The sequence below is a fragment of the Paenibacillus sp. J14 genome, from assembly GCF_000518465.1.
Classification (GTDB): domain Bacteria; phylum Bacillota; class Bacilli; order Paenibacillales; family Paenibacillaceae; genus Fontibacillus; species Fontibacillus barengoltzii.
The window spans coordinates 21604-42761 of sequence record NZ_JADQ01000042.1; the positions used below are offsets into that span (position 1 = coordinate 21604).

Genomic DNA, 21158 nt, shown 5'->3' on the forward strand with positions numbered 1-21158 from the left:
CATGTTGGTACCAAAACGCGTAAAACACCGCAAGCAACAACGCGGTAATATGAGAGGCCAAGCAAAAGGCGGCACCGAACTGAACTTCGGTGAATACGGCCTGCAGGCTCTGGAGCCGACTTGGATCACGAACCGTCAAATCGAAGCAGCGCGTATCGCGATGACTCGTTACATCAAACGTGGCGGTAAAGTATGGATTAAGATTTTCCCTGACAAGCCGATTACTCAGAAGCCTCTTGAAGTCCGGATGGGTAGCGGTAAAGGTAACGTAGAAAAATGGGTCGCAGTTGTGAAGCCGGGCAAAATCATGTTTGAGCTTGCCGGGGTATCGGAGGAAGTTGCACGCGAAGCTATGCGTCTTGCTGCCCACAAACTGCCGATCAAAACGAAGTTTGTGAAACGTGAAGAATTGGGTGGTGAAGCAAATGAAAGCTAATGAACTTCGCAACTTAACCACTGCAGAAATCGAACAAAAAATCGCAGGTTTTAAAGAAGAACTCTTTAACCTCCGTTTTCAGTTGGCTACCGGCCAACTCGATAATCCGACTCGGATCCGCGATGTGCGCAAGGAAATAGCTCGTGCTAAAACCGTTATCCGTGAAAGAGAACTTGGGATTACTAGTTAAGAAGCGCTGAGCGAATCTAGCAAAGCGCCTAAGTCCAGGAAGGAGGCAAACCATGAGCGAACGTAACAGCCGTAAAGTGCAAATTGGTAAAGTTGTCAGCGACAAGATGGACAAAACGATCGTTGTAGCTGTTGAAACTTACAAAAAGCATGACTTGTACCATAAGCGCATTAAATACACGAAGAAATTTAAAGCGCATGATGAGAACAACACCGCGAAAATCGGTGACATCGTTAAAATCGCCGAAACTCGCCCGCTGTCCAAAGACAAACGCTGGAGACTCGTTGAAGTCGTTGAAGAAGCGGTTATCATTTAATAGCACGGTAGCTTAGACCGAAAGGAGGAAATATCCATGATTCAACCATTTACACGTTTGCAGGTTGCTGACAACTCCGGCGCGAAGGAACTGATGTGTATCCGCGTTTTGGGTGGTACGGGTCGTCGTACGGCACAAATCGGAGATCTGATCGTTTGCTCCGTCAAACAAGCAACACCAGGCGGCGTTGTCAAAAAAGGGGATGTCGTTAGAGCGGTAGTCGTTCGTACGAAACGTTCCGTTCGTCGTAAAGACGGTTCCTACATCGCATTCGACGAAAACGCAGCAGTTGTTGTTAAAGAAGATAAGAGCCCACGCGGAACGCGTATCTTCGGACCTGTTGCCCGTGAACTTCGCGACAAGGACTTTATGAAGATCGTTTCCTTGGCTCCGGAAGTTATCTAAGAACACCCCATAACCCAACGGGGAGCCCGATTTAACAGGAGGTGTAAACCAAGTGCCTAGACTGAAGAAGATTCTTGAATCTCATAACAATAAGCTGCACGTCAAAAAAGACGACACGGTGATCGTGATTTCCGGTAAAGACAAAGGCAAAAAAGGCCGCGTCATCGCCGCATATCCTCGTGAAAACCGCGTGCTTGTGGAAGGCGTGAACATGGTTAAGAAACATCTAAAACCTAACCAACTGAACCCACAAGGCGGCATCATCGAGAAGGAAGCTCCGATTCACGTTTCGAACGTTATGCACGTTGATCCGAAGAGCGGAAAAGTAACCCGTATCGGTTACAAAGTATTGGACAACGGCAAAAAAGTTCGCGTAGCGAAGAGATCTGGAGAAGTAATCGACTAATCGAGAAACGTTAAGAAAGGAGGTCCATGATTCATGGCAGCAAGATTGAAAGAACGCTTTTTGAACGAAGTAACACCTGCTTTGATTCAAAAATTCAACTATACAACGGTAATGCAAGTGCCGAAGATCGAGAAAGTGGTTATCAACATGGGTGTTGGTGACGCTGTAGCGAACTCCAAAGTACTTGATTCCGCAGTGAACGATATGCAACTGATCGCTGGTCAAAAGCCAGTTATCACTCGCGCGAAGAAATCCATCGCTGGTTTCAAACTGCGTGAGAACATGCCGATCGGTGTGAAGGTAACTCTTCGCGGTGACCGCATGTATCATTTCCTTGACAAACTGTTTAACGTAACGCTTCCGCGTGTCCGTGACTTCCACGGGGTATCGACGAAAGCATTTGACGGTCGCGGTAACTATACGCTGGGCCTGAAAGAGCAACTGATCTTCCCTGAGATCGAATACGATCAAGTGGATAAAGTACGCGGTATGGATATCGTCATCGTAACGACGGCGAAAACCGACGAAGAATCCCGCGAGCTCTTGACGCAACTCGGCATGCCGTTTGCTAAGTAATTCGTCTATTTTCTCCGAAACTATTTAGGAGGTGTCAGGCTAAGTGGCTAAAACTTCGATGAAAGTTAAACAACAACGTACACCTAAATTTAAAGTTCGGGCTTATACCCGTTGTGAACGTTGTGGTCGCCCACATTCGGTATTGCAAAAGTACAAAATTTGCAGAATTTGCTTCCGTGAATTAGCTTATAAAGGCCAGATTCCTGGCGTGAAAAAAGCAAGCTGGTAATTAATCAACAACGGGAAGGAGGTTTACACGTATGACTATGTCAGATCCAATTGCAGATATGCTTACTCGTATTCGTAACGCCAACACGGTGCGTCACGAGACGGTTGAACTGCCTGCGTCCACGATCAAGAAACAAATCGCTGAGATCCTGAAGCGTGAAGGTTTCATCCGTGACGCTGAATATATCGATGATAACAAACAAGGGATCATCCGTATTTTCCTGAAATACGGCCCGAACAACGAACGCGTTATCTCTGGACTTAAGAGAATCAGTAAACCAGGCCTTCGCGTGTACACGAAAAGCAACGAAATTCCTCGTGTCCTCGGCGGCTTGGGTATCGCGATTATCTCCACTTCCAAAGGTGTCATGACTGACAAGGAAGCTCGTCAGTCCAAAGCCGGCGGCGAAGTCCTCTGCTACGTTTGGTAATTTACGTCTTATAACAAGGAGGTGCAATAAATGTCTCGTATTGGTCGCAAACCAATCACAGTACCAAGTGGTGTGGATGTCACACTTGATAATAGCGTCATTACAGTTAAAGGTCCGAAAGGTACTTTGACTCGTGAGCTTCACAAGGACATCAAGGTAACGGTTGAAGGTAACGTCATTACCGTTGAGCGTCCTTCTGATAATAAATTACATCGTTCCCTGCATGGCACGACCCGCTCCGTTGTCAGCAACATGGTCAGCGGGGTAACGGAAGGTTTCTCCAAATCGCTCGAGCTGGTTGGTGTCGGTTACCGCGCAAGCTTGTCCGGCAAGAAACTGGTTCTGAACGTGGGTTACTCCCATCCGGTAGAAATCACACCGGAAGAGGGCATCGAATTCGAAGTACCTTCGAATACGAAGATCATCGTTAAAGGGATCAATAAAGAACGCGTAGGCGAATATGCCGCTAAAATTCGTTCTGTCCGTGAGCCTGAGCCATACAAAGGCAAAGGGATCAAGTATGAAGGCGAACGCATTATTCGTAAGGAAGGTAAAGCCGGTAAGAAGAAATAAGTTTCTTCTTCTCGTGCCTAGCCTTCTGGCGTCTTGAAACGAAATGTCCGATAGCGGTAAACCGAAGGGAGTGAAATGGAAGTCATGATTACAAAAGCTGATAAGAACAAAGCACGTCTGAAAAGACATCTGCGTGTACGTAAGAAAGTCCAAGGAACGGCAGCTCGTCCAAGACTGAACGTATACCGTTCTTCCAAACATATCTACGCTCAACTGATCGACGACGTAGCAGGCGTAACCGTAGCTAGTGCTTCGACCGTCGATAAAGAACTGAGCGGTTCGATCGGTAACGGCGGCAACGTGGAATCCGCTCGTAAAGTGGGCGAATTGATCGCAAAACGCGCACAAGCGAAAGGATATAAGAGCGTTGTTTTTGACCGTGGAGGATATCTGTACCATGGACGGATTCAGGCGCTGGCTGACGCAGCCCGCGAAGCAGGCCTGGAATTCTAAAAAATCATCACTAAAAGGAGGTTAACGACTTGCGTGTAGATCCGAACACTTTAGAACTGACAGAAAGAGTTGTAAACATTAACCGCGTAGCTAAAGTAGTTAAAGGCGGACGCCGTTTCAGCTTCAGTGCACTCGTGGTTGTCGGCGACGGCAAAGGCTGGGTTGGCGCTGGGATCGGTAAAGCAGGCGAAGTACCTGACGCGATCCGTAAAGGCATTGAAGATGCGAAGAAAAATCTTGTGCATGTTCCGCTCGTAGGTACTACGATCCCTCACCAAGTAATCGGGCATTTCGGAGCTGGCCGCGTTCTGCTGAAACCGGCATCCGAAGGTACCGGGGTTATCGCCGGCGGTCCAGTTCGTGCGGTTCTTGAATTGGCTGGCGTAGGCGACATTTTGACTAAATCTTTGGGTTCTTCGAATTCCATCAACATGGTCAACGCGACTTTGGAGGGCTTGTCCCGTCTGAAACGCGCTGAGGATGTTGCGAAATTGCGCGGTAAAACCGTCGAAGAACTTCTCGGTTAAGGAGGGAATCTCATGGCTAAACTGCAAATTACCCTCGTGCGTAGTTTGATCGGTCGTCCGGAGAACCAACGTACTACCGTGAAAACCTTGGGTCTTCGCAAAATTAACCAATCCGTTGTTCACAACGATAACCCAGCCATTCGCGGCATGGTGAATCAAGTGAGCCACCTGGTTTCGGTTAAAGAAATTGAAGGCTAAGGATAGCGTAAGCTTGTTAATTGCCAACAATAAATAAGGAGGTGCAACGAACGATGAAGTTACATGAGCTTTCTCCTGCTCCTGGTTCCCGCCACGAACGCAAACGCGTTGGTCGCGGTACAGGTAGCGGCATGGGTAAAACATCTACTCGCGGTCACAAAGGTCAAAACGCTCGTTCCGGCGGTGGTGTGCGTCCGGGCTTCGAAGGCGGTCAGAATCCGCTGTATCGTCGCTTGCCAAAACGCGGTTTCATCAATCCGACGCGGAAAGAGTATGCGATTGTCAACATCGAAGATTTGAACAACTTTGCGGCGGATACGGAAGTAACTCCTGAGCTGTTGATTGAGCAAGGAATCGTGAAAGACGCGAAGAGCGGCATCAAGATTCTTGGCAACGGTGAAGTTACTGTCAAACTGACAGTTAAAGCGAATAAGTTCTCCCAATCTGCGGTAGAGAAAATCGAGGCTGCCGGCGGTAAAACCGAGGTGATCTAATGTTTAAAACCATTAAGAACATATGGCATGTTCAAGACCTTCGCAACCGCATCCTGTTCACGTTGTTTATCTTCCTCATTTACCGGATCGGATCCTTCGTTCCGGTTCCGGGCGTTAATAAAGACGTTTTTGAAGCAACAAACAATGCAGCAGGAAACAACTTGCTTGGGCTCTTGAACACCTTCTCGGGCGGCGCCCTGAAGAACTTCTCGATCTTTGCCCTCGGGATTATGCCTTATATCACGGCTTCCATCATCGTACAGCTCTTGTCGATGGATGTCATTCCGAAGTTTGCGGAATGGGCTAAGCAAGGGGAACACGGTAAGAAGAAAATGGCCCAAGTGACCCGTTACGGAACGGTCATTTTGGCCCTCATTCAGGCGTTCGCAACGTCGATTGGCTTTAACCGTTTGTACGGAACGGAAATGGTGCCGAACGCGACCTTCGGTGATTATCTGGTCATCGCGATTGTGTTGACAGCGGGTACCTCTTTCCTGATGTGGTTAGGTGAGCAGATTACCGAAAGAGGGATTGGTAACGGGATCTCGCTGATTATCTTCGCGGGGATCGTTGCTTCCATCCCTACGCACATTACGACGATTGCGCAATCGGATTTTATCATTGAAGGCCAGCCTTTCATTAATGTGGTGAAATCCATCGCGATTCTCTTGGTGTGCATCTTGATCGTCATCGGTGTTATCTACGTACAACAAGCGATCCGGAAAATCCCGGTGCAATACGCAAAACGTGTGGTAGGTAACAAAATGTATGGCGGACAGAATACGCATATTCCGCTCAAGATCAACGCTGCCGGCGTCATTCCGGTCATTTTCGCAGTATCCTTGCTGCAATTCCCGGTTGTCATCGCCAGCTTCTGGTCGACGCATGCATGGGCGCAATGGATTACGACCCATTTGTCTACCAACCGTCCGCTCGGGATGGTGCTTTATGTGATCATGATCATCGGCTTTACGTTCTTCTATACGTTCGTACAGATGAACCCGCAGCAGATGGCTGAGAACATGAAGAAAAACGGTGGCTACATTCCAGGGATCCGTCCTGGTAAAGCGACGGAAACCTACTTAACTCGGGTATTAACTCGTTTGACGATGACCGGTGCGCTCTTCCTTGCAGCCATCTCCATTCTCCCTATGGGATTGGGGGCTATCGCAGGATTGCCGAGCACCGTCTTGATCGGTGGTACATCGATCCTCATCGTAATCGGCGTTGCGCTGGATACGATGAAGACGATCGAAGGCCAATTGATCAAACGTCACTATAAAGGTTTTATTAATAAATAGTCGGTAGGTACCAGGATCAGAGGACGTGCAAACGTCCTTGCCTGGCACCTAACTGAGCTATTTCTTGTTGTAGAGAAGTGTTGGAGGGAGTGAGAAACATGAACCTACTATTCATGGGGCCTCCCGGAGCAGGAAAAGGAACACAAGCCGAGACAATCGTTAACGAATTCGGTATTCCTCATATCTCTACCGGCGACGCATTTCGCCTGGCAATCAAACAGGGAACACCTGTGGGGATGAAAGCGAAGGAATATATGGATCAGGGACTGCTCGTGCCTGATGATGTGACAGTGGGGATCGTTCGCGAACGCTTGCAGCAGCCCGATTGCGAAAAAGGTTTCTTATTGGACGGATTTCCAAGAACCCTTTCGCAAGCGGAATCGCTGGATGAGCTGCTTGATAGTATGGGTCGCAAGCTGGACCACGTCATCAACCTGAAAGTGGACCGGAACAAGCTGTTAGCGCGGCTGACTGGACGCCGGATATGCAAATCCTGCGGCGCCACTTATCATGTGATCTTTAATCCTCCGGGGCAGGAAGGTGTTTGTGATAAATGCGGCGGCGAGTTATACCAACGCTCGGATGATAACGAAGAGAGCGTAGGCACTCGTTTGGACGAATATATCAACAAAACCGCACCGCTTCTGAAGTTCTATGAAGACAAAGGCCTGTTGCGTCAGGTAGATGGTGAACAGGAAATCGATGCGGTTTCGAAGGAAATCGTGTCACTACTGCGAGGTTAGGTGTAATGATCATTTGTAAATCCGAAACGGAACTGGGCTTTATGCGAGAAGCTGGGCGGATCGTCGCGGAAACGCACAGGCTCATGGCCCAAGCGATTCAGCCTGGAATTACGACGGGAGAACTCGATCAACTCGCCGATAAATACATTCGCAGTCAGGGCGCCGTGCCGTCCTTTAAAGGTTACAACGGTTTTCCTTACAGCATTTGCGCTTCGGTCAACGAAGAATTGGTACACGGATTTCCCGGCAAACGCAAATTGAACGAAGGCGATATCATTACATTGGATATCGGCGCGGAGTATCGTGGTTTCCATGGGGACTCGGCGTGGACGTATCCGGTAGGTCAAATTTCGGAGGAAGCCAAGCGTCTCTTGGAAGTCACCGAAGGTTCCTTGTATGCGGGCCTTGCGCTCGTTAAACCGGATGTTCGATTGTACACGATCTCGCATGCAATTCAGCAATTCATCGAAGCTGCCGGTTTTTCCGTCGTTCGGGAATATGTGGGTCATGGCATTGGCGCGAGCTTGCATGAAGAACCGCAAATTCCGAATTATGGTTTGCCCGACCGGGGCCCGCGGCTTAAGCCGGGGATGGTCCTGGCGATCGAACCGATGGTTAACATGGGGAAGCGATATGTTAAAACGCTGGAAGACAATTGGACAGTGGTTACGGTGGATGGCTCCTTGTGCGCTCACTTTGAGCATACGGTAGCTGTTACGCCGGACGGGATGGAAATTTTCACGAAGCTGGATGCGTAGGTGATGAACGTGAAAGAGCGCTCAGCGCCGCAAATCGGTCAGTTGGTGAAAGTTCTCAAAGGCAGGGATGCCGGAGCGATTTATGTGATTGTCGGGATTCTGGACGACAAATTCGTCTGGATCGCGGACGGAAACAAACGGAAGTTTGATGGACCCAAACGTAAAAATGCCCAGCATCTTGAGCTACTGCCCATCGTTAGCAGCGAGGTTGTTCATAGTTTGCAGGAAAGCGGACGGGTGACGAACGGGAAACTGCGCCATGCAGTTCTTGCTTATCAGAAGTCCGCCAATTCTATGGCTGAAGAGAAAGGAGACTGACTGTGGCTAAAGAAGATGTCATTGAAGTCGAAGGTACGGTCATTGAACCGTTGCCGAATGCAACCTTTAGAGTAGAGTTGGAGAATGGTCATCAAATTCTCGCTCACGTTTCCGGGAAGTTGCGGATGCACTTTATCCGCATTCTGACAGGAGACAAAGTGGTCGTACAGCTTTCGCCATACGATTTGACGAAAGGCCGGATTACTTACCGCAAATAGACTATACCCATTATGGTAAAGTTGTGGTACAATATTCAGGTTGAGTTGTTTCTGACAGTAGTTTATGATTAGAATGCGTGCGATTGGATTTTTGCTTTCGCAAAAGAAGAACGTATGCTTTCGATCCCAGTTTTACTTCTGTAAAACTTTTAGGAGGTAATCAGCATGAAGGTAAGACCTTCTGTAAAGCCGATTTGCGAAAAATGCAAAGTCATTCGTCGCAAAGGCAATGTCATGGTGATTTGCGAAAATCCGAAACACAAACAAAAACAAGGTTAATTGAAGGGGGTGTAGCGTAAAATGGCACGTATTGCTGGTGTGGATTTGCCACGTGATAAACGCGTTGAGATCGCCTTAACTTACATTTTCGGAATCGGTAAAACGACTTCCCAGAAAATCCTGAAAGAAACAGGCATCAATCCGGACACTCGTGTTCGTGATTTGACGGAAGATGAGGTTAGCAAACTACGCGAAACGATCGACAAAACGGTCAAGGTTGAAGGTGACCTGCGTCGTGAAATTTCTTTAAATATTAAACGTTTGATCGAAATTGGCTGCTACCGCGGAGTGCGTCATCGTCGCGGCTTGCCGGTTCGCGGACAACGTACGAAAACGAATGCCCGTACTCGTAAGGGTCCTCGTCGTACTGTAGCGAACAAGAAGAAATAAGAAGGGGGGATAACAGACAATGGCTAAACCAAAGAAAGTCGTACGTACGAAACGTCGTGACCGGAAAAATATTGAATCTGGCGTGGCTCATATCCGCTCCACATTCAATAACACGATTGTCACTATTACGGATCCACACGGTAACGCGATTTCCTGGGCGAGCTCCGGCGGTCTTGGATTCAAAGGTTCCCGTAAGTCGACTCCGTTTGCTGCGCAAATGGCTGCTGAATCTGCTGCCAAAGCTGCGATGGAACATGGCATGAAAACCGTTGAGGTTATGGTTAAAGGCCCTGGCGCCGGCCGTGAGGCCGCTATCCGCTCCTTGCAAGCGGCAGGCCTTGAAGTCAACATGATTAAAGACGTTACTCCAATTCCTCATAACGGCTGCCGTCCTCCAAAACGCCGCCGCGTTTAATGAAGCCGCGCTGAAGCCGTGGTATAACACCAGCGTCAATTGGGAACAATGGATGTTTAGGCATACTACGTTACGAACTTCAGCACCTTAGGCAGATTGAAAGGAACGACGTTTTGAAGGAGGGGTACTTTCGTGATAGAAATCGAAAAGCCAAAAATCGAGACCGTAGAAGTTAACGATGAAGGCACCTATGGGAAATTTGTAGTAGAACCACTTGAACGTGGGTATGGCACCACACTGGGCAACTCGCTTCGCCGGATTTTGCTCTCTTCTCTGCCGGGTGCTGCGGTAACCTCGGTCCAAATCGATGGAGTTCTGCATGAATTCGCGACCGTACCGGGCGTTATGGAGGACGTTACGGAGATCATCCTGAACCTGAAAGCACTCTCGCTGAAAATTCATTCGGATGAGGAGAAGATCCTCGAAATCGATGCGGAAGGCGAAGGCGTTGTTACGGCAGGGGATATCCGTGCGGACAGCGATGTGGAAATTTTGAATACGGATCTGCATATTGCAACGCTTGAACCGGGTTCAAGACTCCACATGCGCATCTACGCAGGCCGCGGACGTGGTTACGTTCAGGCAGATCGAAATAAACGAGATGATCAACCGATCGGTGTCATTCCCGTCGATTCGATCTATACCCCGATTACACGGGTCAATTACGTGGTTGAGAATACCCGGGTTGGCCAAGTGACCAACTACGACAAGCTTACGCTTGAAGTGTGGACCGATGGCAGTATCAGACCTGAAGAAGCGGTAAGCCTCGGCGCGAAAATTTTGACCGAGCATCTCTTCTTGTTCGTAGGCCTTACGGACGAAGCGAAAGACGCGGAAATCATGGTCGAGAAGGAAGAAGACAAGAAAGAAAAAGTGCTTGAAATGACGATTGAAGAGCTTGATCTCTCCGTTCGTTCCTATAACTGCCTCAAACGTGCCGGTATCAATACGGTACAAGAGCTTACGACGAAAACTGAAGAAGACATGATGAAGGTACGTAACCTGGGTCGCAAGTCTTTGGAAGAAGTTCAAGAGAAGCTCCAAGAGTTAGGTTTGGGATTGCGCACTGAAGAATAAGTTGACTTGAATCGTTTTAGCGAAGGAGGGAAAACTCATGGCATACCAAAAGTTGGGCCGCGATTCCAGCGCACGTAAAGCATTGTTCCGTGACCTGGTAACCGACCTGTTCTTATACGAACGCATCCAAACGACGGAAGCAAAAGCGAAAGAAGTTCGTTCGATCGCTGAGAAGCTGATCACCAAGGCAAAACGTGGTGACCTGCATGCTCGTCGTCAAGTGGCAGCTTACGTTCGTCGCGAATCGATCGACGGCGAGCAGGATGCAATCCAAAAGCTGTTCACCGAACTGGCAACTCGTTATTCCAGCCGTCCAGGCGGATACACTCGTATCCTGAAGCTGGGACCTCGCCGCGGCGACGCTGCTCCTATGGTTTATCTGGAACTGGTAGATCGCGCGTAATTCGGGGGTTCCCCATTTCTTGCGTGTAAAACTCTCTGTCGGCTCGCCTTACGGCTAAGCTTTCGGAGAGTTTTTTTATTGAACTGAAGGTGTGGCCTTGAGAAAGGAAGGAACCGATGCGCAACTTGCTGATGACCGTCAGCTATGACGGAACCAACTATTTCGGCTTTCAGACCCAACCGGGCGGAAATACGGTTCAGGATCATATCGAGGGAGCCATCCGCCATTTAACGGGAGAAACGGTGAAAATTCATGGCTCGGGACGAACCGATGCCGGGGTGCATGCGAGACAGCAGCCTTTTCATTTTCACACCGATTCGCGAATTCCTGTGGAACGTTGGTGTTTGGCGCTTAACGCGCGGCTCCCTTCTGATATCCGCGTGTTGACGGCTCGGGAGGTCCCTCTGACCTTCCATTCACGGCATTCGGCCAAACGGAAAACCTACCGCTACTCCATTAATACCAACCGATTCCCGGATGTGTTCCAACGGAACTATCAGTTTCATCATCCAGGACAGCTTAATGTGGAGGCCATGCAGGCATGCCTGCCTTATCTGATGGGAACCCACGACTTTACTTCGTTCGCCTCGCGTCAGTCCACGAAGCTAAGTCACGTTCGTACCATATATGATGCCCGCATCGAGGTGGATTCATCAGCGAAAATTCCTGGAGCAACGGGGCAGGGGATTGTCCATTTTTATGTCACGGGGAGCGGATTTCTGCAGCATATGGTCCGGATCATCGTGGGCACCTTGATCGAGGTCGGTGAAGGTAAACGGACGCCTGAATCGATCCAAGCGATTCTGGAGGCGAAGGATCGGACAGCCGCAGGCCCAACGGCGGAGAGTAAAGGGCTGATGCTCTGGAGCGTAGAATACGAAGAAGAAGATTTGAACGACTGAAATGGTGGGGTTTGGAAGCTTGATTTTTTCGGGATAACCTTTGAAAAAGGCTTGCGTATTAACTGGGCTTCCTGTAAAATAAAAGTTGTGTTTTCTTGATGGCTATCCCACAGCCCCCAGTCAAGAAAGCCGCTTAAACAAGAATTATATGCTTGCTAAACATGAATGAAACGATCGAAGATAAATCTGCTGACGTAGGTCAAGCGACCCGAAGAGCATGATCGTGTTCAGCAGGATGAACCATTTCGGACGAATTTGAAGGAGGATCTTTACATGCGTACCACTTATATGGCGAAGCCAGGCGAAGTAGAGCGCAAATGGCACATCATCGATGCCGAAGGCAAAACGCTGGGCCGCTTGGCTAGCGAAGCTGCTGCTCTTATCCGCGGTAAACACAAACCACAATTTACTCCACATGTTGACTGCGGTGACTTTGTGATCGTCATCAACGCGGAGAAAATCGCCCTGACCGGCAAAAAGCTCGATAACAAAAAATATTATCGTCATTCCCTGCATCCGGGCGGTTTGAAAGTGACCGTTGCTAAGGATTTGCTGAGAACGAAACCTGAACGTGTAATTGAATCCGCCGTTCACGGCATGCTGCCTAAAACTCGTCTTGGCGAGAAAATGAAGCTGAGACTGAAAGCTTATGCGGGCACTGAGCATCCACATGCGGCACAAAAACCTGAAGTTTACGAACTTCGCGGATAATTAAAAGGGAGGACAGTTTCATGGCACAAGTACAATACTATGGGACAGGTCGTCGTAAACATTCGGTAGCTCGTGTTCGCCTTGTACCGGGTGAAGGACGCATTGTCATCAATAAACGCGACATCAACGATTATTTTGGTCTGGAAACGCTGAAGCTGATCGTAAAACAACCGCTGACTTTGACGGAAACGCTGGGTAACTACGACGTGATCGTCATCGCTCATGGCGGCGGTATCTCCGGTCAAGCTGGCGCAATCCGTCACGGGATTTCCCGTGCTCTGCTCAAAGCAGATCCGGAACTGCGTCCTGCATTGAAGAAAGCAGGCTTCTTGACGCGTGACCCACGGATGAAGGAACGGAAGAAATACGGCCTCAAAGCAGCTCGCCGTGCTCCTCAGTTCTCGAAACGTTAATCTTTATATTGCTTACGAAAGTCCCTTTCCGTTTTGGAAAGGGGCTTTTTTTGCGTTTAAATTAACGGATACCATCGGACTTTTTTTCATTTTGGAATTTTTAGTATTGACTTCTAGAGGGAATACCCTATACTTTTAAATATAATTCAAATCAGATTAGTTGGAATAATTGCAAGTCTGGATTAACCAGATGCGGGAGGTCTGAAGAACAGTGAATTTATTGGAAAAAGAGCAACTGATTGCGGCCAAGGCCGAGGAATTTGAGTCGTTATCCCCCCAAGAAATCCTCGCCTGGGCGGTAGAGACATTTCCGAATATCACCTTTGCTTGCAGCTTTGGGGCTGAGGATGTTGTACTGGTCGATATGCTGCAGCAAATCAGCCCGTCTACCGACATTTTTTACTTAGACACGGATTTTCATTTTAAAGAGACTTATGAGACCCGGGACGCGATTGCGGCCAAATATGGGTTGGAATTTGTACGAATTTCCCCTCTGCTAACACCAGAAGAACAGACACAGAAGTATGGGGAGGAGCTGTGGAAGGCAGATCCTAACGCTTGCTGCAACCTGCGTAAGGTTGAGCCGCTGACACGGGTGTTAGGCCGTTACGATGCATGGATTACCGGGATTCGCCGCGACCAGGCACCAACCCGAGCCAATGCGAAGAAAATTGAATACGACACCAAGTTTGGTCTGGTGAAATTTAATCCGATCGCTAACTGGACTTCGGATGATGTATGGAACTACATTCGCGAGCATCAGCTCATTTATAATCCTTTGCATGACCGCAATTATCCTAGCATTGGCTGTGAACATTGTACCCGTCCGGTAATGCCAGGCGAAGATCCACGGGCAGGGCGTTGGTCCGGTACGGAAAAAACAGAATGCGGTTTGCACCAATAATCACGGCATTGAAATAACGGAATTGGGGGAGATACGGGTGACGTCAATATTACCGCATGGTGGAAGTCTGATTAACCGGGTGGTAACTGGATCTGAACGGGACAGTCTCTTGGAAAAGGCAAAGGGCCTTCCATCCATTCAAATCAATAACTGGACGATTTCGGACTTGGACCTCATTGGGGTGGGGGCCTTTTCACCCTTAACCGGGTTTATGAACGAAGACGATTATCGGTCGGTCGTTGATCGTATGCGGCTGGCTGACGGGACGGTCTGGAGTATTCCGATTACTCTCTCTGTCGGACGAGAACAAGCGGAAAGTCTGGAAGTAGGAGAACAGGTCGCGTTGATTGGTGAGCAGGACGGCGTTGTTTACGGTCTGCTTGAGATAGGCAGCGTCTATTCTGTAGATCAGGCAGAGGAAGCGCGTAAAGTGTTCAAAACCGATGATCCTGCGCATCCTGGAGTGAAGAAGCTGCTGGAACGTTCGCCATACTACGTTGGGGGTTCGATTCAAGTGTTGAACCGACCGGAACCGGCGCGGTTTAAGGAGTTTTATTTTGACCCAGCCGAGACGCGGCGGATCTTTGCCGAGAAGGGGTGGAGAACCGTTGTAGGGTTCCAGACCCGCAATCCGGTTCACCGGGCGCATGAATATATTCAGAAGAGTGCGATGGAAATCGTGGATGCGCTATTCCTTAATCCGCTGGTCGGCGAGACCAAATCCGACGATGTACCAGCCGATGTTCGGATGAAGAGCTATTTAACGCTGCTGAAACACTATTATCCGGCAAATCGTGCTTTTCTAGGGGTGTTCCCGGCAGCGATGCGTTATGCTGGACCACGTGAAGCGATTTTTCATGCGATGGTGCGCAAAAACTACGGATGCACGCATTTTATCGTGGGTCGCGACCATGCTGGGGTTGGCGATTACTACGGCACGTATGAGGCCCAAGAGATCTTCTCGAACTTCACCTCGGAGGAGTTGGGCATCACGCCGCTGTTCTTTGAACATAGCTTCTTCTGCACGAAATGCGGGAATATGGCTTCCAGCAAGACCTGTCCACATCCGAAAGAAGATCACTTAACCTTGTCCGGAACGAAGGTACGCGGTTTGCTGCGCGATGGGGTTTGTCCGCCGCCGGAATTTACCCGGCCGGAGGTTGCGGAGGTCCTGATCGAAGGAATGAAGCAGCAGGTGCAACCCACTTAAATCACAGGTTAGCCTAATCCGATAAGAGTCATATTTGTCCACCTTGTCCCATATCATGAGTAATGTCATGAAGGGAGAAAGGTGGCTTTTTTTATGCGCGATCGAGATAAGGTGACGTTATGGATTACTCTGAACCACATCAAAATAGCGCTGATCGGCGTAGGTCTGGCTGCCGTGATCCTGGGGTTGGCCTTCTACCGGGTGCCGGCGCAGAAAGCCTGGAATTATTGGAGTCTGCCGCTGGCGGGGCAGGTGATTGCCCTGGATGCTGGGCATGGCGGACCCGATGGGGGAGCCAGCAGTAAGCAGGGGCTGATCGAGAAAGACATCAATCTCGCCGTCTCTTTGTACCTGCGCGATTATTTGCAGCAGGCGGGTGCGGTGGTTGTCATGACCCGCGAGGAGGACAAGGACCTGGCCGCGGCCGACACGAGGGGCTACAGTAAACGGAAGACCGAGGATTTAATGACACGGGTCCGCTTTATTGAGGAACAGCAGGCCGATCTGCTCGTGAGTATACACATGAACAGCATTCCTTCGCCGCGCTGGCGAGGCGCACAAACGTTCTATTATCCCAATCATGCAGATAACGCCAACTTGGCTGCGCTCGTACAGGAAGAGCTTAGACGGAATCTGGAGAACACCGACCGGGTAGCGAATCGTGCGGATAAGAAAGTGTATTTGCTTGAAGCGATGAAGATTCCGGCTGTCCTGGTGGAGGTCGGGTTCCTATCGAACCCAGAGGAAGCGGGGTTGCTTGGCACGGAATCGTACCAACGGAAAGTAGCTGCTTCCATTTATCAGGGGATCTTGCGATATTATTCTGGAGAAAAGGTACAAACCCCGGCAGAGGATGTCAGGTAATGATATAATAGAACTAACTATCTTAATAGACCTAACTATCTGATGAAGTCGAGGTGCTGTCAGTGATTACGAAAGAACAGCTTCAGGCAACATTACGCCCGGTTGCAGAACCAACCACAGGTCTCAGTCTAGTCGACCTCCAGTGGATTCGCGATATTATGATCAAGGAAGACCGCGTCTCATTAACCGTCGTTGGCTTTGAGAAAGGCAGTGCAGCACAAGTGGAAGCCGAGCGGGAGATCCGATTTCGTTTATCCGAAGCAGGGGTGAAGGATGTGCATCTTCGCTTCCGTGAAGCTTCGGAGCAGGAGCGTGAGGCCGCGTTTAGCGCGGCTCGTCAACCTTCGGACTCATCTCATGGCCAAAGCAACGAACTGAAGGGGCATGGAGCAGGGTTGGAGGGGCTGCCGATTCTTGATCCAAGATCTGGCGTGCAATTTATTGCTGTTGCCAGCGGTAAGGGGGGAGTAGGCAAATCCACCGTCACGGTGAATTTGGCGGTGGCCCTGGCGCGTCAAGGCAAGAAGGTGGGCTTAATTGACGCCGACATCTATGGCTTTAGCGTTCCCGATATGATGGGGATTGAAGAGGCCCCGGTGGTGGAGAACGGCCAAATCTTACCTGTAGAACGGTTTGGCGTCAAGGTGATGTCGATGGGCTTTTTTATCCAGGACAATAACCCGGTCATTTGGCGGGGCCCGATGCTGGGGAAAATGCTTCGGCAATTTTTCAGCGATGTTCAGTGGGGCGATTTGGATTATATGCTGCTTGATTTTCCGCCGGGTACAGGGGATATCGCCCTTGACGTGCACCAGATGATTCCGCAAAGCAAGGAGATCATCGTCACTACCCCGCATGCTACTGCTGCTTTTGTTGCTGCCCGAGCAGGGGCTATGGCGCTGCGCACGGAACATGAAGTGCTGGGCGTCGTCGAAAATATGGCTTACTACGAGTGCTCCAAATGCGGCGAGAAGGATTATGTCTTCGGGCGCGGCGGCGGTGCTCGGTTGGCAGAGTCCTTACATACGGAATTGCTGGCACAATTCCCGCTGGGGGCGCCGGATAACCATCCCTCCGAGCCGGACTTTTCTCCGTCAGTGTACAAAGCAGAGACCCCGGTGGGTCAGCTGTATGACGAACTGGCGCAGCGCATCGTGTTGAAATGTAAAAAAGACTGATCCCTAAAGGGTCAGTCTTTTTTTGTGGAGCGTTGATTGCTATCAGCTTATGAAGCTCCACCGCTGCCTCCGCCTTCTTTGCTTTGTCCGCCTTCATCGCCGCCGTCGTCGCCACCGCTGCCTCCGTCATCCTTAGGCTCTTTTTCGACCTTAGGCTGCAGTTGCTCTTGAACAACGGTTTTTAACAGCTCAAGCACTTCCATTTTGAACAATGGACTTTGCATGGCCTCCTGCATAACCGTCATGGATTGCTTGCGGTAGTCCGGCGTCTTGGTTAAATCAAGGAACATCTTCATGACTTCCGGCGATTTCAGGATGTCACTAATCGCTTTCTGATACGTTGGGTCCTTGATCAGCTGCATATGGAGCTCTTTGCTTTGGGCGTTAATCGCCTTCGCAAAATCTCCGGCAAACTGCGGATCGGTCATGATCTTCTCAATTTCCTTTTTGTATTCAGGGGAAGTGATCGTCTCCTTGACCGCCATACGCACCTCATTGGCGGTTTGGGACGGGAGAATCATCTTCACCCCAAACGATCCGCTTCCGCCGCTTCCTCCGGATCCACCTGAACCGGAACCGGAATCTGAACCGGAACCAGAGTCAGATCCGGACTCCGAACCGGATTCTGAGCCGCCGCTCTCGCTGCTTGGCGGAGAGCTTAATGCTTCATATATAGCTTTTTTACCTTCGTCGGTCTTAAGAATATCGATGACCATCGACTTCGTTTCTTTATATCCCCCACCCTGGGAAGAGGAGGAGGAGCTTTGTTCAGAACCGCAGGCTGCAAGCGGAAGAGTGAATGTACATAAGAAGCATAAAATCCAACGGGTACCCCGCCATTTCATGGTTCCCTTCCTCCTTATCATCATTGCTGAAGTTAGTATGCGGCTTAGAAACGGAAATATCCCAACGAAAAGCTTAAAAACAATGGTTTTTTACCGGGATCGTTGGTAAAATATTTCGTTAGTGGAGGTGGAAGGGGTTTGAACTTAAAAAAGTGGCTTTACTTATTTGGGACAACCTTAGCCGTAGGAGCGGCGGGGTCGCTGATTGTCGGCCTGTTGTTGCAATGGGCCGATACCCTGCAATATAAAGGCTTGACCGATATTCTGGTCAATGTCGGGATTTTACTTGGTGTGGGCATTATGGTTAGCGTGTATTCTCAAATGGGCTTTTTTGCATATTTAATGATCAATTATATGGGGAACGGAGTCTTCTCCAGAAGAACGTGGCAATATATCCAGTTGGTCTTAACTGCTTTAGCGTTGCTGGAACTCATGTTCTTCCGCATTTTCGTAGGCGGGGAGAAGAACGGGTATTCTGACATAGTCCTTGGCATTGTCATTCTTATTGTGGCTGTGGGGACTGCGTTTTATAAGGCGAAATTGACGAATGCAACTGCCTGGATTCCCACGTTGTTCTTTATGATTGCGGTTACGATTGTAGAGACCGTTGGCGTATTGAAGATTGGGGTCAATTCCGCGACGGCCTGGATTGTTGCGCCATTAGTCGCATGTAATGCATATCAAATCTTAATTCTGCAGCGCGTGCTGAATTCAGGAAGTACAGAAATACCAAAAAGCCCAGCCTAAACTGGGCTTTTTTGCTACAGTTTACAATCCAATTGCGTACTCAAGCTGCTTCTTCAGCCATGCTTGATCACGGACTTCGTTGCCTTGAACGCTGGCTTCCTGCAGCAGGTCCGTTACGGTCACAAACTCATAGCCTTTCTTGCGGAGCTCATCGATGATAATCGGCAACGCTTCATGCGTTTGCTTCACCGAATCGCTGGCGTGAAGGAGAACGATATCCCCGGGATGGGCTTTTTTAACGACGCGGTCAACGATGGTTTGAACTCCTTTGTTCATCCAATCCTGAGAGTCCGTATCCCATTGAATGACTTTGTAGCCTTGACTTGCCGCAATTCTAAGCACGCGCTTATCGAAGTCACCGTTTGGAAGCCGCAGCAGCTTAGGAGGTTGGCCTGTTACTTCGGTCAAAATCGTATGTGCGGTTGAAATCTGACGGGCAATTTCCTCGTCGCTCAGGCTGCTGTAATTCGTATGCTTATGCCCGTGGCTTCCAATTTCATAACCTTCCTTCTGAATTGCTTTGACGATGTCTGGATGGGTCTTGCTCCAAGGCGAAGACAGGAAGAAGGTGGCTTTCTGCACATTCTTCTCCTTCAGCACGTTGAGAATCGGCTCGGCCCGCGTATCGCCCCAACTGATATCGAAGGTAAGGGCTATGACTTTTTTGTTCGTGGACACGCTATAAATAGCCGACGGAGCGCTTTCCTCTGAGAATACCGTGACATGGCCCTGCTCCACGTAAATGACGCCGGCAGCAAAGAGGGCCGCAGCGAAGACAAAGAAAAAGCGTTTGATTTTCTTTCCGTTAAGGACATAGAAGAAGTTGTTCATGAACCTTTAAGCCCCTCTCGTTATCAGAATGAAATGATCTGAACTGATCCGCTTGTACAAATGTATGCTTGTTCCACAGCTTTATGACGCTTGGCCGATCATAATTTGAAGGAGATTGATGCAATGTTCTCGATTCGGAAGTTTATCCGCGACTTACGTAAATATAAGAAAGCCATGCTGCTATCGATTTTGATTTTTGCAGCGGGACTAGTTCTGGGGGCAGCAAATGCAGACACGTTAACCCGCCTGGTAATGCCTAATCTCGAACAGCTTAGCCGGATCAGCCGGGATTTGGCACAGTCGGAGCATCCGGAGTGGAACTTCTTCCTGTTTATCTTTTTTAATAATGTGACTAAAAGTCTCGGTGTGATGTTGCTAGGCGCCATTCTTGGGATTTTACCGGCTTTCTTCTTGTTGATGAACGGTTTGGCTTTAGGATTTGTGGTGGCGGCGGCTGGCGGTCGAGGTGAGAATTTAGTGGATTTGATCGTTCGTGGTCTGCTTCCTCATGGGATCTTTGAAATTCCTGCGATTCTGATTGCCGCAGGGTTTGGGATGCAATTCGGCTATTTGGCGGTAAAGAGCTTAGGAGAGGCTGGTTCCAGAGATGCCTCGGAGCGTACGGTGGATTGGAGAGGCTTTCTTGTTTCTGCCGGGCGGGGGGCGATCTGGATTGTTGTTATGCTGCTGGTCGCTGCGGTGATTGAGAGCACGTTAACTTTTTATCTCGTTGGTTGAGCGGCAAGTCAGGTCTTTGAAAATTAAAGTGATTAATGATTTTCGCATGCATTCATAAATTTCCCAAAAAGTGAGCATAACATTAAAGCATCTATAAATAGATCGATATCTTAAAACATGGATCGAACAAGGAGTGTTATGCATGCTGGGAATGTTGTTCACTGATAAGGAATGCAAGGAACTGGATTATGTGCTGCGAAAAGAATTGGATGAAATGCTGCTCGATCTGAACGATACGCGACTCGATCAAGATATTCGTCAGGCGATCGCTAACCGCTATAAAACGATTTTCCGGATGTATGCTCGCTTTGCTCCCTCCAAGGAATTATCGAAATATGCCCGGCGGGCTCGTTTTCCACAAGCAAAAGAATAGGTTAAGAAATAGTTGACGGCGGGGCTAATCTTATGGTAAATTAGCAATCGTCCTTGTTTTGCATGGACAAGCAGTGAAGGACAGGAAAACATTAGCAAGAAAAAAGTTCAAAAAAACTCTTGCAAAAACCTGACTGACTGTGATATATTATAAAAGTCGCCGCTGAAACAAAGCGATGACGAAAAACGAAGTTGATCTTTGAAAACTGAACAACGAGTGAGTAATTAAACTGAGATTTTTAAGGATGAATTTCAAACCGGTGTACTTCGGCCTTGAAATTCGATCCGATCTCGTCAGTTTNTNNNAA

At 49.1% G+C, this 21158-nt stretch carries 35 protein-coding genes; 33 read left to right on the forward strand and 2 right to left on the reverse strand.

Annotated elements, in window-relative coordinates; genetic code table 11:
- Position 1: 1 nt before the first annotated feature.
- The 30 genes from rplP (at position 2) to M891_RS0115740 (ending at position 17317) form a co-directional block, all read left to right on the forward strand.
- Complete coding sequence (rplP, locus tag M891_RS0115600) at positions 2 to 436, forward strand: 50S ribosomal protein L16 (protein ID WP_009226645.1); 435 nt, start codon at positions 2 to 4, stop codon at positions 434 to 436.
- Entirely contained in the window at positions 426 to 626 is a 201-nt protein-coding gene (gene rpmC, locus M891_RS0115605; RefSeq protein WP_009226646.1) for a 50S ribosomal protein L29, read from the forward strand. Before rplP ends, rpmC begins: the two co-directional genes overlap by 11 nt.
- A 52-nt stretch (positions 627 to 678) precedes the next feature.
- Positions 679 to 942: a 30S ribosomal protein S17 gene (gene rpsQ / locus M891_RS0115610; RefSeq protein WP_009226647.1), complete on the forward strand. Its 264-nt coding sequence runs from the start codon at positions 679 to 681 to the stop codon at positions 940 to 942.
- 36 nt (positions 943 to 978) lie between these two features.
- A complete protein-coding gene (rplN, locus tag M891_RS0115615; protein ID WP_009226648.1) occupies positions 979 to 1347 on the forward strand; it encodes a 50S ribosomal protein L14 in 369 nt (122 codons plus the stop codon).
- Between the two features lie 52 nt (positions 1348 to 1399).
- Complete coding sequence (gene rplX, locus M891_RS0115620; RefSeq protein WP_084628906.1) at positions 1400 to 1753, forward strand: 50S ribosomal protein L24; 354 nt, start codon at positions 1400 to 1402, stop codon at positions 1751 to 1753.
- A gap of 33 nt (positions 1754 to 1786) precedes the next feature.
- Entirely contained in the window at positions 1787 to 2329 is a 543-nt protein-coding gene (rplE, locus tag M891_RS0115625; protein WP_016310718.1) for a 50S ribosomal protein L5, read from the forward strand.
- Between the two features lie 43 nt (positions 2330 to 2372).
- The gene (locus M891_RS25005) at positions 2373 to 2558 is read left to right on the forward strand and encodes a type Z 30S ribosomal protein S14 (RefSeq protein ID WP_009226651.1); all 186 of its coding nucleotides are present in this window, start codon (positions 2373 to 2375) and stop codon (positions 2556 to 2558) included.
- A gap of 31 nt (positions 2559 to 2589) precedes the next feature.
- A complete protein-coding gene (gene rpsH, locus M891_RS0115630; RefSeq protein ID WP_009226652.1) occupies positions 2590 to 2988 on the forward strand; it encodes a 30S ribosomal protein S8 in 399 nt (132 codons plus the stop codon).
- 30 nt (positions 2989 to 3018) lie between these two features.
- Positions 3019 to 3561: a 50S ribosomal protein L6 gene (gene rplF, locus M891_RS0115635; protein ID WP_009226653.1), complete on the forward strand. Its 543-nt coding sequence runs from the start codon at positions 3019 to 3021 to the stop codon at positions 3559 to 3561.
- Between the two features lie 84 nt (positions 3562 to 3645).
- Positions 3646 to 4014, forward strand: a complete 369-nt coding sequence (rplR, locus tag M891_RS0115640) for a 50S ribosomal protein L18 (protein WP_028539490.1) — start codon at positions 3646 to 3648, stop codon at positions 4012 to 4014.
- Between the two features lie 29 nt (positions 4015 to 4043).
- Positions 4044 to 4541, forward strand: coding sequence for a 30S ribosomal protein S5 (gene rpsE / locus M891_RS0115645; protein WP_009226655.1), 498 nt, complete (start codon positions 4044 to 4046; stop codon positions 4539 to 4541).
- A 12-nt stretch (positions 4542 to 4553) separates the two neighbouring features.
- Entirely contained in the window at positions 4554 to 4739 is a 186-nt protein-coding gene (gene rpmD / locus M891_RS0115650; RefSeq protein WP_009226656.1) for a 50S ribosomal protein L30, read from the forward strand.
- Between the two features lie 53 nt (positions 4740 to 4792).
- Complete coding sequence (rplO, locus tag M891_RS0115655) at positions 4793 to 5233, forward strand: 50S ribosomal protein L15 (protein WP_028539491.1); 441 nt, start codon at positions 4793 to 4795, stop codon at positions 5231 to 5233.
- On the forward strand, positions 5233 to 6534 hold the full coding sequence (gene secY, locus M891_RS0115660; RefSeq protein ID WP_028539492.1) for a preprotein translocase subunit SecY: 1302 nt from the start codon (positions 5233 to 5235) through the stop codon (positions 6532 to 6534). The genes rplO and secY overlap by 1 nt, the downstream gene beginning before the upstream one ends.
- A 98-nt stretch (positions 6535 to 6632) precedes the next feature.
- Complete coding sequence (locus M891_RS0115665) at positions 6633 to 7277, forward strand: adenylate kinase (protein WP_016310721.1); 645 nt, start codon at positions 6633 to 6635, stop codon at positions 7275 to 7277.
- A 5-nt stretch (positions 7278 to 7282) separates the two neighbouring features.
- Positions 7283 to 8035 (forward strand): type I methionyl aminopeptidase, encoded by a 753-nt coding sequence (gene map, locus M891_RS0115670; protein WP_016310722.1) that lies wholly within the window; start codon positions 7283 to 7285, stop codon positions 8033 to 8035.
- A 3-nt stretch (positions 8036 to 8038) separates the two neighbouring features.
- Positions 8039 to 8353 (forward strand): KOW domain-containing RNA-binding protein, encoded by a 315-nt coding sequence (locus M891_RS0115675; protein WP_009226661.1) that lies wholly within the window; start codon positions 8039 to 8041, stop codon positions 8351 to 8353.
- A 2-nt stretch (positions 8354 to 8355) separates the two neighbouring features.
- Positions 8356 to 8571: a translation initiation factor IF-1 gene (gene infA, locus M891_RS0115680; RefSeq protein WP_007132547.1), complete on the forward strand. Its 216-nt coding sequence runs from the start codon at positions 8356 to 8358 to the stop codon at positions 8569 to 8571.
- A 165-nt stretch (positions 8572 to 8736) separates the two neighbouring features.
- A complete protein-coding gene (gene rpmJ / locus M891_RS0115685; protein ID WP_003333770.1) occupies positions 8737 to 8850 on the forward strand; it encodes a 50S ribosomal protein L36 in 114 nt (37 codons plus the stop codon).
- 21 nt (positions 8851 to 8871) lie between these two features.
- Entirely contained in the window at positions 8872 to 9240 is a 369-nt protein-coding gene (gene rpsM / locus M891_RS0115690) for a 30S ribosomal protein S13 (RefSeq protein WP_016310723.1), read from the forward strand.
- A gap of 19 nt (positions 9241 to 9259) precedes the next feature.
- A complete protein-coding gene (rpsK, locus tag M891_RS0115695; RefSeq protein ID WP_009226663.1) occupies positions 9260 to 9655 on the forward strand; it encodes a 30S ribosomal protein S11 in 396 nt (131 codons plus the stop codon).
- Positions 9656 to 9787: 132 nt separating this feature from the next.
- Positions 9788 to 10732, forward strand: a complete 945-nt coding sequence (locus M891_RS0115700) for a DNA-directed RNA polymerase subunit alpha (protein ID WP_009226664.1) — start codon at positions 9788 to 9790, stop codon at positions 10730 to 10732.
- 37 nt (positions 10733 to 10769) lie between these two features.
- Positions 10770 to 11135 carry a 50S ribosomal protein L17 gene (gene rplQ / locus M891_RS0115705; RefSeq protein ID WP_009226665.1) on the forward strand — a complete coding sequence of 122 codons (366 nt, stop codon included), beginning with the start codon at positions 10770 to 10772 and terminating at the stop codon, positions 11133 to 11135.
- A gap of 116 nt (positions 11136 to 11251) precedes the next feature.
- Entirely contained in the window at positions 11252 to 12037 is a 786-nt protein-coding gene (gene truA, locus M891_RS0115710) for a tRNA pseudouridine(38-40) synthase TruA (RefSeq protein ID WP_016310724.1), read from the forward strand.
- A gap of 273 nt (positions 12038 to 12310) precedes the next feature.
- Positions 12311 to 12748 carry a 50S ribosomal protein L13 gene (rplM, locus tag M891_RS0115715; RefSeq protein WP_009226667.1) on the forward strand — a complete coding sequence of 146 codons (438 nt, stop codon included), beginning with the start codon at positions 12311 to 12313 and terminating at the stop codon, positions 12746 to 12748.
- 20 nt (positions 12749 to 12768) lie between these two features.
- The gene (rpsI, locus tag M891_RS0115720) at positions 12769 to 13161 is read left to right on the forward strand and encodes a 30S ribosomal protein S9 (protein ID WP_009226668.1); all 393 of its coding nucleotides are present in this window, start codon (positions 12769 to 12771) and stop codon (positions 13159 to 13161) included.
- A gap of 211 nt (positions 13162 to 13372) precedes the next feature.
- Complete coding sequence (locus tag M891_RS0115725; protein WP_016310725.1) at positions 13373 to 14065, forward strand: phosphoadenylyl-sulfate reductase; 693 nt, start codon at positions 13373 to 13375, stop codon at positions 14063 to 14065.
- Between the two features lie 37 nt (positions 14066 to 14102).
- Positions 14103 to 15275 carry a sulfate adenylyltransferase gene (sat, locus tag M891_RS0115730; protein ID WP_028539494.1) on the forward strand — a complete coding sequence of 391 codons (1173 nt, stop codon included), beginning with the start codon at positions 14103 to 14105 and terminating at the stop codon, positions 15273 to 15275.
- 93 nt (positions 15276 to 15368) lie between these two features.
- On the forward strand, positions 15369 to 16139 hold the full coding sequence (cwlD, locus tag M891_RS0115735; protein WP_028539495.1) for an N-acetylmuramoyl-L-alanine amidase CwlD: 771 nt from the start codon (positions 15369 to 15371) through the stop codon (positions 16137 to 16139).
- Positions 16140 to 16201: 62 nt separating this feature from the next.
- A complete protein-coding gene (locus tag M891_RS0115740) occupies positions 16202 to 17317 on the forward strand; it encodes an Mrp/NBP35 family ATP-binding protein (RefSeq protein WP_028539496.1) in 1116 nt (371 codons plus the stop codon).
- A gap of 47 nt (positions 17318 to 17364) precedes the next feature.
- On the opposite strand, the gene gerD is transcribed toward M891_RS0115740, so the two are convergent.
- Positions 17365 to 18162 (reverse strand): spore germination lipoprotein GerD, encoded by a 798-nt coding sequence (gene gerD, locus M891_RS0115745; protein WP_028539497.1) that lies wholly within the window; start codon positions 18160 to 18162, stop codon positions 17365 to 17367.
- Between the two features lie 138 nt (positions 18163 to 18300).
- Here gerD and M891_RS0115750 point away from each other — a divergent pair, with 138 nt between their 5' ends.
- Entirely contained in the window at positions 18301 to 18909 is a 609-nt protein-coding gene (locus M891_RS0115750) for a KinB-signaling pathway activation protein (protein ID WP_016310730.1), read from the forward strand.
- Between the two features lie 21 nt (positions 18910 to 18930).
- On the opposite strand, the gene pdaB is transcribed toward M891_RS0115750, so the two are convergent.
- Positions 18931 to 19740, reverse strand: a complete 810-nt coding sequence (gene pdaB / locus M891_RS0115755; RefSeq protein WP_028539498.1) for a polysaccharide deacetylase family sporulation protein PdaB — start codon at positions 19738 to 19740, stop codon at positions 18931 to 18933.
- A gap of 123 nt (positions 19741 to 19863) precedes the next feature.
- On the opposite strand from pdaB, the gene M891_RS0115760 reads away from it, so the two are divergent.
- Together M891_RS0115760 and M891_RS0115765 are read left to right on the forward strand one after the other, a co-directional pair.
- Positions 19864 to 20478 (forward strand): stage II sporulation protein M, encoded by a 615-nt coding sequence (locus M891_RS0115760; protein ID WP_028539499.1) that lies wholly within the window; start codon positions 19864 to 19866, stop codon positions 20476 to 20478.
- 142 nt (positions 20479 to 20620) lie between these two features.
- On the forward strand, positions 20621 to 20851 hold the full coding sequence (locus M891_RS0115765) for a hypothetical protein (protein ID WP_016310733.1): 231 nt from the start codon (positions 20621 to 20623) through the stop codon (positions 20849 to 20851).
- Positions 20852 to 21158: the final 307 nt, after the last annotated feature.